At 34.5% G+C, this 13,258-nt stretch carries 17 protein-coding genes and 1 pseudogene; 1 reads left to right on the plus strand and 17 read right to left on the minus strand.

Annotated elements, in window-relative coordinates; genetic code table 11:
• The 8 genes and pseudogenes from FXW34_RS08960 to FXW34_RS08995 form a co-directional block, all read right to left on the minus strand.
• On the minus strand, nt 1–550 hold a 550-nt coding region (locus FXW34_RS08960), incomplete at its 3' end, for a T7SS effector LXG polymorphic toxin (RefSeq protein ID WP_342780705.1).
• Nucleotides 551–1,006, minus strand: coding sequence for a hypothetical protein (locus FXW34_RS08965; protein WP_147533648.1), 456 nt, complete (start codon nt 1,004–1,006; stop codon nt 551–553).
• Nucleotides 1,007–1,158: 152 nt separating this feature from the next.
• Nucleotides 1,159–1,460 (minus strand): annotated as a pseudogene (locus tag FXW34_RS08970) (contact-dependent growth inhibition system immunity protein).
• An 18-nt stretch (nt 1,461–1,478) separates the two neighbouring features.
• Nucleotides 1,479–1,778, minus strand: a complete 300-nt coding sequence (locus FXW34_RS08975; RefSeq protein ID WP_187118898.1) for an RNase A-like domain-containing protein — start codon at nt 1,776–1,778, stop codon at nt 1,479–1,481.
• Between the two features lie 271 nt (nt 1,779–2,049).
• A complete protein-coding gene (locus FXW34_RS08980) occupies nt 2,050–2,502 on the minus strand; it encodes a YrhA family protein (RefSeq protein ID WP_147533649.1) in 453 nt (150 codons plus the stop codon).
• A 4-nt stretch (nt 2,503–2,506) separates the two neighbouring features.
• On the minus strand, nt 2,507–4,483 hold the full coding sequence (locus FXW34_RS08985; RefSeq protein WP_147533650.1) for a T7SS effector LXG polymorphic toxin: 1,977 nt from the start codon (nt 4,481–4,483) through the stop codon (nt 2,507–2,509).
• A gap of 16 nt (nt 4,484–4,499) precedes the next feature.
• Complete coding sequence (locus FXW34_RS08990) at nt 4,500–4,775, minus strand: YwqI/YxiC family protein (RefSeq protein WP_147533651.1); 276 nt, start codon at nt 4,773–4,775, stop codon at nt 4,500–4,502.
• Nucleotides 4,775–5,203 (minus strand): hypothetical protein, encoded by a 429-nt coding sequence (locus tag FXW34_RS08995; protein WP_147533652.1) that lies wholly within the window; start codon nt 5,201–5,203, stop codon nt 4,775–4,777. Before FXW34_RS08995 ends, FXW34_RS08990 begins: the two co-directional genes overlap by 1 nt.
• Before the next feature lie 320 nt (nt 5,204–5,523).
• On the opposite strand from FXW34_RS08995, the gene FXW34_RS09000 reads away from it, so the two are divergent.
• A complete protein-coding gene (locus FXW34_RS09000; RefSeq protein ID WP_147533653.1) occupies nt 5,524–5,715 on the plus strand; it encodes a hypothetical protein in 192 nt (63 codons plus the stop codon).
• A 683-nt stretch (nt 5,716–6,398) separates the two neighbouring features.
• Here the strand turns inward: FXW34_RS09000 and FXW34_RS09005 are convergent.
• The 9 genes from FXW34_RS09005 to FXW34_RS09045 all read right to left on the minus strand — a co-directional run bounded on the left by FXW34_RS09005 (nt 6,399) and on the right by FXW34_RS09045 (nt 13,252).
• Nucleotides 6,399–6,836, minus strand: coding sequence for a DUF5085 family protein (locus tag FXW34_RS09005; RefSeq protein ID WP_147533654.1), 438 nt, complete (start codon nt 6,834–6,836; stop codon nt 6,399–6,401).
• 1 nt (nt 6,837) lies between these two features.
• Complete coding sequence (locus tag FXW34_RS09010; protein WP_147533655.1) at nt 6,838–7,287, minus strand: DUF5085 family protein; 450 nt, start codon at nt 7,285–7,287, stop codon at nt 6,838–6,840.
• A 5-nt stretch (nt 7,288–7,292) separates the two neighbouring features.
• Nucleotides 7,293–8,150: a hypothetical protein gene (locus FXW34_RS09015; protein WP_147533656.1), complete on the minus strand. Its 858-nt coding sequence runs from the start codon at nt 8,148–8,150 to the stop codon at nt 7,293–7,295.
• Between the two features lie 15 nt (nt 8,151–8,165).
• Entirely contained in the window at nt 8,166–9,677 is a 1,512-nt protein-coding gene (locus FXW34_RS09020; RefSeq protein WP_187118899.1) for an LXG domain-containing protein, read from the minus strand.
• Between the two features lie 11 nt (nt 9,678–9,688).
• Complete coding sequence (locus FXW34_RS09025) at nt 9,689–9,961, minus strand: DUF5344 family protein (RefSeq protein WP_147533658.1); 273 nt, start codon at nt 9,959–9,961, stop codon at nt 9,689–9,691.
• A 13-nt stretch (nt 9,962–9,974) separates the two neighbouring features.
• Complete coding sequence (locus FXW34_RS09030) at nt 9,975–10,364, minus strand: YwqH-like family protein (RefSeq protein ID WP_147533659.1); 390 nt, start codon at nt 10,362–10,364, stop codon at nt 9,975–9,977.
• A gap of 830 nt (nt 10,365–11,194) precedes the next feature.
• Entirely contained in the window at nt 11,195–11,482 is a 288-nt protein-coding gene (locus FXW34_RS09035) for a hypothetical protein (RefSeq protein WP_147533660.1), read from the minus strand.
• Between the two features lie 15 nt (nt 11,483–11,497).
• A complete protein-coding gene (locus tag FXW34_RS23155; RefSeq protein ID WP_222705322.1) occupies nt 11,498–12,637 on the minus strand; it encodes a T7SS effector LXG polymorphic toxin in 1,140 nt (379 codons plus the stop codon).
• A gap of 297 nt (nt 12,638–12,934) precedes the next feature.
• Nucleotides 12,935–13,252, minus strand: coding sequence for a hypothetical protein (locus tag FXW34_RS09045; protein ID WP_147533662.1), 318 nt, complete (start codon nt 13,250–13,252; stop codon nt 12,935–12,937).
• Between the last annotated feature and the right edge of the window lie 6 nt (nt 13,253–13,258).

A 13,258-nucleotide genomic window follows, 5' to 3' on the forward strand; every position in this document is an offset into this window, starting at 1 on the left:
AACCTAACTCTTTCACATTTCTGGTTCGATCTTTTTTGGGGATCTTCTCAACAATTTCATATTGGGTAACGAACTTCCCATTAATCCTAGCAGTATATTTCCTGACAATCTGCCCATTGTCAAAAACATAAAAATCTCCACCATATTCCCCATACTCATCAATGATTTGAACTTGGTAGGCTAATTTATGCTGGATGTTTTCAAACTCTTCTTTACTAATTGACCGCGGCTTTTTCGCCCGATAGATTTCGCTACTGTGATAGGCATTTGTATTAAAATGAATCGGTGATATGATGCCGTTTTTCGTTGATGACTGTAATAACTGTTGAAATAACAATTTCGCATAGGATTCGGCGGGTTGGGACTTTTGGTATTGATTGACAAGATCATAGTCCAGTTCATGAACCTTCTCAAGTGTATCCTTTCGCTCTTTTTCTGCTAGGTACATTTGATAATCAAATTCGGCACTCGAGAATACATCTAAAGAAATAATATCATCAATGTAATCAACGTTTTGGATATTGCTGGTTGTAATATCTTTAACGGGGATTTACCGTTTTTTATGGGATTGCGTTAGCAAAATGTTAGCAATTTCAAGCAGATAGACTTTACCGTTGTTCGAGTTTAATACATTTTTGCTATTGCTCAAAGTCTTTGCATTTTGAACCGCTTGAACAGCTTGTTTTAATGTAATTTGGACTGGCTTGTTTTTAAAAAATTGAACAATCTTTGCTTTTTGATTGCTGAAATTTGTTTTTACTTTATTATAGATGAAACCCTTTAAGCCAATAATCGAAACAGATGCATAGGAGAAAAACTCGCTTCGGCTGCGGGCATTTCCATTTATCACATCCCGTTTCCAGGCCGTTTCAATTCCGTTCCACAGATATTTAGCGGTGTCAATCGGGTGAGTTACTGCATTCATAATTCCTTTGAAAAAATCTACCGGGTTAGTGATTAATGATATGGCAAGATCAGTTAGCCCTTTAAAAATATCAACAACCACTTTCCACTCCCACGCTTATTCTAAAGTAATATCACCTGCAGGTTTGGTCTTTTTATAAAATTATCTTGATTTGTTTGTTTACTTATTATTGTGTTAGAACAATAAAAACCCTGAGAGGTATATAGCCAATCAAGGTTTTCTTAATAAGAATTCTATTTTGTTTTAACAGCTTCTTTTATATGTTCAATTAGTTCATAGAGCCACTGAAGTGGATCTAAACCAAGTTCGGGAAAGTACACACCATCTGCACAAGATTGAATGTATTCACTTTTTTCGAAATCTGAATACTCACTTCGAATAAAATCTGATAAAAAGGCAATAGCGGATTCCAGATACTCTTTACTTTCCTCTGCTAATAATTCTTCTAATGCTTCTTCTGGAGAATCAATATCCTGATGAAAAGTTCAGCCAAGAACTGAAATACAGGTTCATCTAATTTGTTCGAAGACAACATAATATCTCACCCTTTAATTTAATTTGGATAACCAGTTAGAATGTAATTCCCTTCTCTATCCTTTTTCAACACAATTCTAGCATTTGTCATATTTTCAACAGTTTTAGAACCTCTTTTTACACCTCGTCCAATGACTTCGGTTCCTTCATAAATCAAGACTAAGTTTGACTTGCTTTTGGGATTACTTAGCCAAGATTCAATCGCTTTTTTATTATTTATATCGTTTAAGACCTTACTAGCAACTTTCTCAGCAATAGACCTATCTTTAAATGTTGAAGAGGCGTTAATTCTAGGATTATTTCTAATTCTATCTAACAATTCCTCATCTTTACAACTTCATCCGTACCATTATTAGTGGTCGTTATATCATTTTTAATTGCTGTATTAAAATCAAATTTAGGCGTTGATGTTCCTTGGTAATTTGATTTGGTTGTGTTACTTCATATTACAAAAAAGCCGTCACCTGCAAAATGCAAGCAACAGCTTCAACATTTCCCCCATACTTTTTCAAGTGTCCAAACCACAGGGGAATTGCAAATTTGCATGTATTTGTCCGTAGGTATAAATCCATTTGTAATAAGTAAATTAATTATAATAATGAATCAGATAATATCTTATCAAGCATTTCATAAAGTTCTTTGAATACAACCATTTCTCGTCCTGATGGATTATCTAGTTCAATATATCGCTCATTATTTGTATCATATACATACCAGCTAATGTTACTTTCACCAATAAATAAATACTTTTCCTGGTCTTCATTTTCATACCATATTTGATTATTAGATATTAATCCATGAATTTTTTGATTCGGTTTTTTTTCTAAAAATACTTCATCTATTCCGTACAAAATAAACCCGTTAAACTCTAAACCATTTACCTTTTTCAAAACATTACTATATTCTGATGGTAAATCTTTTTGTAACTCCTTCTTAATACTTTTTTTAAATTTAACTAACTCAACTTCACTAGCACCCAAATTTATTTGCTCATTATATAAATTTTTTTCCTTTATTATTTCTTCTAATTTGATTTTCCACATATTTTTAACCTCCTAATGTTTTTTCGGGATATAATTTCCCTTCAGGAATTGGCCAATTAACTATTTGTTTTTCATCTGGAGCTAGTTGCTTAGCAAAGCTATTTTGAAAATTTGTTATTACTTTATGATAAGGTTCATTTTGGATTAATATTAGGTTATCAAAACTATTTGTTCCACTATCATCTATTGGTACTTTATGATGAACTTGCCAACCATCAGGAACTCTGCCTTTTTGTAATTTTAAAATATCAGTATCAGAAAAACCTGCATCTTTTAGATTCTCTGTATTTTTTGATATGTCAATCAAAAATTGTTTTCTTATAGAATTATCAAACTCTTTTCTTAAATTTTCTAATTCCTTTCTATCTCGTTTTACATAGATTATTTCTTTTGTTTTTATTCCTTCTAGAGTAACATTTACACCTCGTAGTTTTCCTGTAAAATCAGCCTTTGTTTCTCCTTGGTTAACATCACCCGTACCCTTAATTCCATTAGTATTTATATCTCTTTGTTCTTGTTTCACACTAAACTTCTGAACTATGTCTTTAAGCGGGGCACTTTCTGTAGAAACATTTATAAAATTGAATCCACCCGAAATCTCAACTTGATTTATCTTGAAACTCGTTGGAACCTTGACTTCACCAATTTTCTGATTAATGGCTGCCTTTGTTTTTTTCAGTGGGCTTTTAATAACATCTCGATATGTATTTTCAAAAACGTTTTTGAGTGCATTTGAGTTTAATACATTTTTGATAGTGCTCAATGTCTTTGCATTTTGAACAGCTCGAACAGCTTGATTTAAGGTGATTTGGACGGGTTTGTTTTTAAAAAATTGAACAATCTTTTCTTTTTGAGTGCTGAAATTTGTTTTTACTTTATTATAGATGAAACCCTTCAGTTTCTCTGTGTTTAGAACATTATATGGAAGAGTAGGTTTGGCCTTGGAAACCTTGTCCAGTTTGCTTAGCTTGCCGACTTTATCGAATCCCTTTAAGCCAATAATCGAAACAGCTGCATAGGAGAAAAACTCACTTCGGCTCCGGGCATTTCCATTTACCACATCCCGTTTCCAAGCCGTTTCAATTCCGTTCCACATATACTTGGCAGTATCAATCGGATGAGTTACTGCATTCATAATTCCTTTGAAAAAGTTTACCGGGTCAGTGACTAAAGAAATGGCAAGATCGATTAGACCTTTAAAAATATCAACAACCGCTTTCCACGCACCCTCGACGATACCAAGTGAAATATCTCCAACCATTTTGTACCAGGATGAACTTGGCTCTTTTTTGGCTTTCGACCCTTTCTCTAATTCAGCTTTTTTCGTCCGATAAATTTCACTGTTATGATAGGCTTTCGTATTAAAATGAATCGGTGAAATACTGCCGTTTTTCGTTGATGACTGTAATAACTGCTGAAATAGCATTTTCGCATAGGATTCGGCGGGTTGGGAATTTTGGTATCGATTGACTAGATCATAGTCCAGTTCATGAACCTTCTCAAGTGTATCCTTTCGCTCTTTCTCAGCTAGGTACATTTGATGGTCAAATTCGGCACTCGAGAATACATCCAAAGCAATAATATCATCAATATTACGAAAAATCCTTTTTAGTTCTCTTTCCTTTTCGGAAACAATCTCGTTAGATTTCTGCGCTGCTTTCGTTAAAGTTTCTTCTAAGAATGGTACATGAACAAGCGTGTTTCCGGATAAGTTCCGATCATCCACAGAGCCCTCTATACTTGTTAAGAATGACAGATGTTGCTCACTAAAATCTTCCCAGGCATTGACGACATCTATTTGGGCACGATAAAAGCCTTTGATTGCCTCAGAAGCCTTCCCTTTAAAATCAGACAGTTGGACAATTTCTAGAAAAGCTCCCTTTAAATCTTCCAATTGTTTCTGTAAATTTTGATAGTCCTTAATCCGTTCACTTATAGACGATAGCAAAGTGCTTGCTTCATAGATTTTTAGATATGACATTCTTCTAATTCCTTCTTTATTTTGGTGTACTGTTTGCAATTGCTTCGTCTTGTTGTTTAATAGAATCTATATTTGATCGGGTATCTTCAATATTTTTCGTTACAATTTCTATGTATGAGGCAATGTCAGATGAAATAGTACTCTCCCTTGTTTTCCACTGGTCTGTAAAATCAAGCTTATTATTGCCCATTACCTGTTCGTTAGGATTGGGAAGGTTCAGAGCAGCTAAAGCTTCTTTGACCTTTGTTAATCGTTTCATGACTTCATCATGTTTTACTTGGATCGTACTCATTAAGACAATTGCCTCCTGATTTGCTTGATTTTACGTTGCAAGTCTTCTGTTCCCTCTTCACCCTTTGTCAAAAGTCGTTCTGCTTCGCGGGTTAAGCTTTGGGCAAAGGATAATCCTGATTTTTCCTGTTCCAAAATATAAAGTTTTGAATCTATCTTTTCAATATATCTGTCGTATTCAGAATGAAAAATATGTTGCATTTCACTTTGTGCACGAGAACGGGATTCATCGAATGTCATAGCTCGATTTCCTTCCCAATAAGCTTGAAGATTTAGGGTTAGATTGGTATTCCACTCTGCCAGAGCATTGTTTTGTTCCCTTCTAATTTCCTGTTTTGCTTGTTCAAGCCTGTGTATTTGATCTGCTAGATTAGTAGATTGATGGTTTATGTATGAGGAAAGTTGCGTCAATATAGTTGAAAACCCCATCCTTTTCCCCCTCCTCACATGCAATAAGTTCCATATTGTTAATTATAAGTCGAATTGTGGTAGCTGCTAAATAAGTAGTTATACCTATTTTAAATACATTAGAAGAAGGAGAAAGTTCAGAGATTTATGGTATTTAATTAGATTCAGAATTGTGAAAATCATAAATTATGTTAATATTTAACAGGTGGGAATTCCTTTGAAACTTATAATTCGTGAATCCTATAACACGTTTTATCAAAGCTTGGAAGACAAATCTTTGAAAATTTTGGAAATAGTTTTGACTTTTAATAATTTATTAAACTAAAGGAGGATGGACTAAAATGCAGGCGTTTAAAGTTGGGAAATTTGTTACATTCGTTGCAATAATTGTACTTTTATTAATTGCATTAATATCTCCTTATAACTTACCGAAAAAGATATATTTTATAATTTGTGTTCTTATGCTTGGCGTAATTTCATTAGGCATAAACAAAATATTTGCACGAGTGTACAGTAAATTTAACAAAAATTGATATCCTCTTTTCCTAAGGTATTATCTATTATCTCATTTGTAAATTTAGAAAGTGCGGAACTAATCATAAAGGTTTTCGAGCGATGGAATCTTCCCGAACGAGATTAAATTTTTTATCATTCATAACTGCGAATATATCAACTTTGGATCGATACTTTTTTTCCTCACTCTGTCCAGCTCTGTACCACTAACAATAGTTAAAAATTTACTTAGACTCAACCCTCGAAAATCATGATTTGACTCGCCATTCAGATTTCCAATAAATTAAAAATTCCGGCTGCCTTCTTGTTACTCAAGATAAAAAAAGAGGCTTCCCAAAAGTTTATTCAACTAATGAGAAACCTCTTTTATATATCTGATGTTAGCATTTTGTTAGCAACAAGGACATAAACCCTTATGTATCAAGGGTTTCGTCAGCTATCACATCATGCCGCCCCTATGGTGAGAGTGTGTAATATCTTTAATGTTGTGTGCAGGAAGTGCGTTATATCAAGGTTTTGCTAATTTTTGGCTGTAACACCTTTAATGAGAATTTATTGGGTTTCACAGAATAGCGTTAGCAAAATGTTAGCATTTCCAGGCAGATTGACTATTATCATTGTTCTATCACTTCACATGGCTTGAGTGGTGATTGCAGATATATACCGACGTGTTGCTAACATAGCGCCCATGGCTATTGCCGTTTTAGAAAACACCTACTTTAATAAAAATATATTGTAAACTTTCATCGCCTGTTATGATATGAAAGAACGGTGTAGTTTGATTCAATCCATTTCGCTCCATATAATCCAGCAACATATGATAGGCTATTTCTGTATCGCGTTCAAAATGGTCAAATAAACAAATCGAGAGCATATCCTCAATGTCATAATAACTATGAAAATAGTAGTCTTTCATTACTTCAACACTATCTTCTTCAATTGGCATGAAGAAATCGGCTTCTACCATTTCATCCATGGGGACATTGTTAATGGAATAGAATAATGGTCCCTTAATCGTTGCCTTTTGCTGAATCACTTCATTCAAAAACTGCTTCATGATACTATCAATATCTATATAATGGAAACGAAAGTTCTTGGATAAAACATTGGTATAACGGATCGCATCATTGGGATTGATCATCTTATCCCTCCTTTACGATGGGAGCGTAAATATCAATGATTCCTTCCCCATACACATCTAGGTAAATATGATAAAACGATTCCTCTAATTCAAATTTATTAGCTTTGGCAGCAGCCTGAAGTAATTCATAAGACACTTCCAAGTCATCGTCTAAATCCGCATGTCTAAACGCTAAACCATCATCAAATTTCCACAATTCATAAAAACAATATTTATCGTTATCTTCCATTTCTAAAGGAGTATTAATCGGTATATAAAATGTGTAATCTGCTTCATTCAAAGACTCGTCAAAATGAGAGATTTTATAAATAATCGGACCGGTGCTGTATAATCCATTTTTAATAATGGCATTTCTGAACTCCCTAGCCGTAATATGCCATTCATTTGTCTTGCATCTTGTTGAGGTACTTATCACATTTTGAAAAATAATCGGGCAACGTTTGATTTTCATTTGTGTCATCCCCTAGCTTTCTTTCGTTTTTGTTTCTTCTTATGATTATTATGGCTGTTCACCGGGGCTGTTTGTTTTTTCTGCGGCTTCCTGCGCTTGGCAGTATATTTATCTTCTAATGGGCGCCTTGGCATTGGAATGATGAACGATTCAAATCTGAATTTACAATAAGTGAACAAGAAGAACTCCGGCCAGGCGAAGGCAATGGTGTATTGCAGAGCAACCGCAATGAAAAGAAAAAAGAATAACTCAAGAAATGGTGCAAAATAAACAGATGAATCAGATATTGTTCTTACAATGGTCCCTGAAATCATAGTCACCCCAAAAACAATAGGTAAGCTAACGTGTCCTTTTGATTTAGCAAAATTGTTTAAGCCTTCACCATCTTTGCGGAATTTCCCTTTTGCCAATTTATTAATTGCTCTTATGGTGGAATAAATTAAATATATTAGCCCGCCTATTAATAGATATACTGCCGCATGAATCATATAACTTGGTGCTGATCGGTCTACAGACGATAAAAAAAATATCGGATACATATCCAATGACAATTTAATTGAAAAAATACTTAAGAATATAGATTGTACCCTTTGAAATTTATAACAATTTTTTTGAAAACTAAAGAAAAGAGCAACAATAAGCTGAATAGCTAAAAAGATCTTGCTAATGTTCACAAGAGTTTGCCAAATTGGTTGAGTGGAGGCCTGAATACTCTTACCTGCTCCAAAAATAAAAATTGCCGTCATCACGCCACTAATTATAAATGTGCTCCAAAAAAATCCAGAAAGATTATCAGGGCGTAATCGCCCCGATGAGACTGATTCTATTTCATAGAAGTCATCTTCATTATATTTTTTTAACATACAAAACTCCTTTCTTCACCAAAAAATCTTACCCAACGTTTTTCCTACACTTTCAATACATCCTCCAACTTTATAAACGGTTTTATTAGCTATACTTTTTGTTGCATCTACAATACTTTCAGGTGGATTTCCTATAAACTTTAAATTTGCACCTGCGAAAATACCTGCTCCTACCACTGCTCCAACTACTGTACCAGCTGGAGGTAAGAAAAAAGAACCTGCAGCCGCTCCGGCAGCCATTGCCCCTGCTCCGGTAGCTAAGTCAACCGTTGTATCTACTGCAAATTTTTGAATTTGTTTTCCACCTGTGTACTCCCATTTACCAGTTTTTGAGTTATAGAAGTTCCCAACAGCATCATCGTAGACTGTAAGACCAATACCTAATGCTCCGGCCCCCTTGCCAAGTTTGGTTAATGTAGAGGCTTCCTTCCACCCTATAAAGCTTCCCCAGATTTTCATTTCGTCTTTAAAGGTCTTCCCAGCAACTTCATGGAAAGGTTGGTCTAGTCTTTTCACATAATTGCCTAAATCTGAGAATTGACTATTGATAAATTTGTTACTATTGTTTCTCATTCTCAATATGCTTTTTTCATCATATAAGGAAATACCACCATTAACGAGCTCAGTTACCAACTTACGATCCCATTTCCACTTACCACCTAGGCTTTCTACCAATAATTTGCGGTACCTTTCGTAATCACGAAGACTTTTCAGTTCTTCCCCTTTAATCTTTATTAAAATATTTCCATTTTCACGAAACATCTTAAATCTCAAGTTGCCAATTTGCAGCAGTTTCCCTGAGTTCATTATGGCAGAGCCAAAACTTACCGCTGTGTTTCTAAATAACATGACAAGTCCATATTCCTCAATCATTTTTCGGAGTGTATCTCCACTAAGCGCTTTACCAGCTTCACCAGCTTCTGTTTCACTCAGGGCAATGCCGTTCTTAGTACAGTTTTTTATTTTTTCAGAAAATTGATGGATATCACGCAATTTTTCTGAGGATGGTTTCAGCTTTGATGTACTGTTATGATCAAACTGATTTAAATCTTCAATCATTTTACGAAGATGTGCCTTAGCATCGCTAATATGTATATCAAATGACCTTGTACTCAGAGGTGAAGCTTCAACCAAATCATCGACCGAACTCAAATGAGCATTAATATTTTGGACGATGCTGTGTGTCGTCTGCTCTGCTTTTATGAGTCCGCGGGTGACATCCTGCTCAATAAAGTCTTCACGAACAAGTCCAGTTTGTGATTCATATTGTCCTACGATATCTATAATTCTTTGCAATTCCTCAATATAACGATCGAGAAATTCCTCAAATAACAATAAAGTCGGGATGTGGAGGATTAGGAAATTCTCCCGAATGGCATTTCCCCCCTTCCCTTTTAAGGCATCCTCTAATCCAATCACTTTTTTCATTGCATTACGAATGGCAAACAGCTGCTTTTTTTCCACCTTCTTTTTCAAAATGATACTTTCAATTGCTTGATTCATCTCAGATACTTTCAACACTTTCATCATACTGTCTCCTATTTAAAGGTACTTTCAGCTAATTTTTTCTCCGCTTCAATAAACTCTTCTATCGCAGTCCATACTTGATCTTCTGTTGCTAACAAAAGATTCTTATACATATTAAGGAGATTATAATAACGTTGTTCAATATCCTGGATTTTATTGACTAAGCTAAGGGAGGAAATGGAGAAATCCGGGTTTGTTTGAGTTGAATCCAGCCTGCCCGTTACAGCCTTTAATTCTCGAATAACAGATTCTATTTCACTTTTTACTACTTTAATCTCCGGCATTGCTTTCCCCTTTCTACTGATTCTGCAATCTTATTATTTCTTTTCTTTTCGTGCCAATAGAGCTCATCAGATGATAATTTTCACTTTCTAATTTTCGAATCTTCCATTCTATAGCATCAAGTATCACATCAACCTGGTAATTTGCTATCTGTTTATAACTTTGGACTGTGCTATCAATTATGTTTAAGTGTATAGCAGCATGCTTTCCTGCCCATGTGAAGGATGAAAAATCCGGCTTATATAAATCTCTTTGATATTGAAAAAGGTCTTCCCGATCATTTTCAATATTGTTTTTTGCTTTCCGCAACCGATTTAATTTCATTTCATTTTCATAATTCAAATCAGAAAGTCTGGAAATATCCTGATATAAAATGTTAACAGCCCTTTTATTGGAATTTACCATTCCTTCACCCCCATTAATCAAAGGGATAGTTTAATGCCTATCTTCATGTATGACAGAAGATAAAAAGAATACTCCCCCTGCTATCCATCGACATATTCATCATCTCTATTAACACATTTTAACAAATTTGTCGAAATACTAGGAGAGTCCTTTGTGCCCAGGACTTTTAAACTAGATGAAAGCGAGGTGGCAGGAGGGAAGACTGCGGAGTTGAACAGACTAATTTCATAATCGAGTAGAAGGCAAATCATTATTTGATTAGCCGACCTCTCACACCACCGTGCGTACGGTCCCGGAGTAACACAAGGTCGGTTCTTGTGAATCAAAAAAATACGCAAGAACTATTTGCCCCTTCTAACACAAAAAGAAAAGGGCCTTCTAGCAGTTATAAAACTGAAGGAAGGCCTTCTCTCTTAATACTATTTATGTCATTTATGCGGACAATCGAAACAATTCTTTGCTAAAGAGTTGATATAATAAGGTTTTTTCTCTATTACATCATGCCGCCCCTAAGGCGAGAGTGTGTAATATCGTTAACAAGAGGTGCAAAAAACGCAGTAAATCAACGTTTTGGATATTGCTGACTGTAATATCTTTAACGGTGATTTACCGTTTTTTACGGGATTGCGTTAGCAAAATGTTAGCAATTCCAAGCAGATATACTTTTTCCGTTGTTCACGCACTCAACGTGGCTTGAATGTTGGTCGCAGACATAAATAGGATTATTCAGAAATTCACCCTATGGGGGTACACTCATGAAAGTTTACTAAAGCAGGTTACTCTTTTCAATGAGACTACGTTTTCGAACTGTATTCATTTCTTAGTAACTACTAATTTACATCAATTACTTGTAATCCTTTAACCTGAGCACAGTCATTTATCTCTTTGATTAAATTGTTTCTATAAACTGATATCGCTCCGTGTATTTCTCTTTCACCATCTGTATCTACATATTCCGGAAATAAAATAAAATTGGTTTGATCCATTTTTTTTATTATATATTCATTTCCTTCAAATTCTCCACATCTGATATGATATGAAGTTATAAAAGACATTATATCTTCATATAATTCCTGTGTATTAATTTCTGCCTGCAAAAATCCTTCTAAAACATTCATAATAATCTCACCTTTCTATTTTATTGGGTAAGCAGATAACATGCCTCCATCTTCTGATAATACAACTTTAATTAAGTTTTCTCCTTTTGTTCCTATAGTTTTGCCAGCGTCAATTATTACTGAATAACTCTGTATTCCCATTTTAGTTAATCCATTATCTGTTATTGACTGGACTGTTCCATTTTTCATTGAATCCTTCAATATTTGTTCGGAAGCACCTTTAGAATCTCCTAAAAACTTTGCCCTATTACCTTTAGTTGTTGATAAATGCTTTGGTTTGATATATGCGTCATCAAGATTAAATTTATCAACTACCTTTTTGCCTTGTTTAAAAATATCATCAGCTACACTGGCTCCCTTAGTATCATCTCTTAAACCACCCACACCTTTATTCACTACACGGCTACTTACTTCATCAGATTTCTTAATATGTAGAAAGTTTTCGCCATAACCACTATGTGCCCAGGCATTGGATAGTTCGGGTTTTTCCAATTTGATGGACAGGCGTTCTCCAATGTCATTCACGCCTTTACCAAATAGTTTTTTCCCACCCTTAATCGCTAACGATTTAGGATTGACCAAGTATTCTAAAGGTTCAAGTGGAGTTCCCTCATATGAAGAACCTAACTCATTCATCCCACCAGTTCGATCCTTTTTTGGGATTTTTTCAACAATCTCATAACGGGTAACGAACTTCCCTTTAACCCTAGCTGAATATTTCCTGACAATCTGCCCATTGTCAAATACATAAAAATCTCCACCATATTCCTCATACTCATCGATGATTTGAACTTTGTAGGCTAATTTATGCTGAATGTTTTCAAACTCGTCTTTACTAATTGACCGAGGCTTTTTTGCCCGATATATTTCGCTGCTGTGATAGGCCTTAGTATTAAAATGAATCGGTGAAATGATGCCGTTTTTCGTTGATGACTGTAATAACTGTTGAAAAAGCAATTTCGCATAGGACTCAGCTGGTTGGGTCTTTTGGTATAGATTGACAAAATCAATGTCCAGTTCATGAACTTTCTCAAGTGTATCCTTTCGCTCTTTTTCTGCTAGGTACATTTGATGGTCAAATTCGGCACTCGAAAATACATCTAAAGAAATAATATCATCTATGTTACGGAAAATCCTATTTATGTACCAGTGTATTTCCTACACCCACCACGAGCTATGGTTCTCTTGCGCAAATATAATTCGTATAATACTTGTGGTCCTTTTTATTTAATGTCATTGCAACCATTCTCGTTAGATTGTTAACCATCATGAGTTTTTGATACAAAAGTCACATTGGTTTTTACCACAAAGGTCTTAATATTAAAAAACCTTGAAAGGCATATAGCCATTCAAGGTATGACAACAATAACATTATCTTTATAAGGATTTACTGCTACTCCTACTGATTTCGGTGATAATATCATGTGTTTTTTCTTATAGAATAAGGCTATATTAAAGTAACTCCACTCCAACTTGTTTATAAAATTTTACTTTAAGTCTCTCTTCTTCCCCCACAAACATTACCATAGCTTTGTCATCTTTTTTTATACTTGTTACATTATAAAAATCACCTGTAAATACTATAGAATCATTAAATGTAATACTTAGACTACTAGTTTGTTTATATACATCTAAAGTTAAAATCACCTTGAAATTTTGCTCATCTTTATAAATATAAATTAATTCTCCATCATCTATATTGCCTGTTATACTCATTGGCTCACTTTGAAAAAGTTCTAATAGATCATATTCATCAAACTTTATAAACATTGGTTT

The organism is Bacillus marasmi, assembly GCF_902168435.1.
GTDB lineage: Bacteria > Bacillota > Bacilli > Bacillales > Cytobacillaceae > Bacillus_BU > Bacillus_BU marasmi.

Excerpts from the sequence above, each read along its gene's own strand:
- FXW34_RS08980 (WP_147533649.1), bottom strand. The coding sequence starts at position 2,502 with ATGTGGAAAATCAAATTAGAAGAAATAATAAAGGAAAAAAATTTATAT.
- FXW34_RS08985 (WP_147533650.1), bottom strand. The coding sequence starts at position 4,483 with ATGTCATATCTAAAAATCTATGAAGCAAGCACTTTGCTATCGTCTATA.
- FXW34_RS08990 (WP_147533651.1), bottom strand. The coding sequence starts at position 4,775 with ATGAGTACGATCCAAGTAAAACATGATGAAGTCATGAAACGATTAACA.
- FXW34_RS08995 (WP_147533652.1), bottom strand. The coding sequence starts at position 5,203 with ATGGGGTTTTCAACTATATTGACGCAACTTTCCTCATACATAAACCAT.
- FXW34_RS09000 (WP_147533653.1), top strand. The coding sequence starts at position 5,524 with ATGCAGGCGTTTAAAGTTGGGAAATTTGTTACATTCGTTGCAATAATT.
- FXW34_RS09005 (WP_147533654.1), bottom strand. The coding sequence starts at position 6,836 with ATGATCAATCCCAATGATGCGATCCGTTATACCAATGTTTTATCCAAG.
- FXW34_RS09010 (WP_147533655.1), bottom strand. The coding sequence starts at position 7,287 with ATGAAAATCAAACGTTGCCCGATTATTTTTCAAAATGTGATAAGTACC.
- FXW34_RS09015 (WP_147533656.1), bottom strand. The coding sequence starts at position 8,150 with ATGTTAAAAAAATATAATGAAGATGACTTCTATGAAATAGAATCAGTC.
- FXW34_RS09020 (WP_187118899.1), bottom strand. The coding sequence starts at position 9,677 with ATGAAAGTGTTGAAAGTATCTGAGATGAATCAAGCAATTGAAAGTATC.
- FXW34_RS09025 (WP_147533658.1), bottom strand. The coding sequence starts at position 9,961 with ATGCCGGAGATTAAAGTAGTAAAAAGTGAAATAGAATCTGTTATTCGA.
- FXW34_RS09030 (WP_147533659.1), bottom strand. The coding sequence starts at position 10,364 with ATGGTAAATTCCAATAAAAGGGCTGTTAACATTTTATATCAGGATATT.
- FXW34_RS09035 (WP_147533660.1), bottom strand. The coding sequence starts at position 11,482 with ATGAATGTTTTAGAAGGATTTTTGCAGGCAGAAATTAATACACAGGAA.
- FXW34_RS09045 (WP_147533662.1), bottom strand. The coding sequence starts at position 13,252 with ATGTTTATAAAGTTTGATGAATATGATCTATTAGAACTTTTTCAAAGT.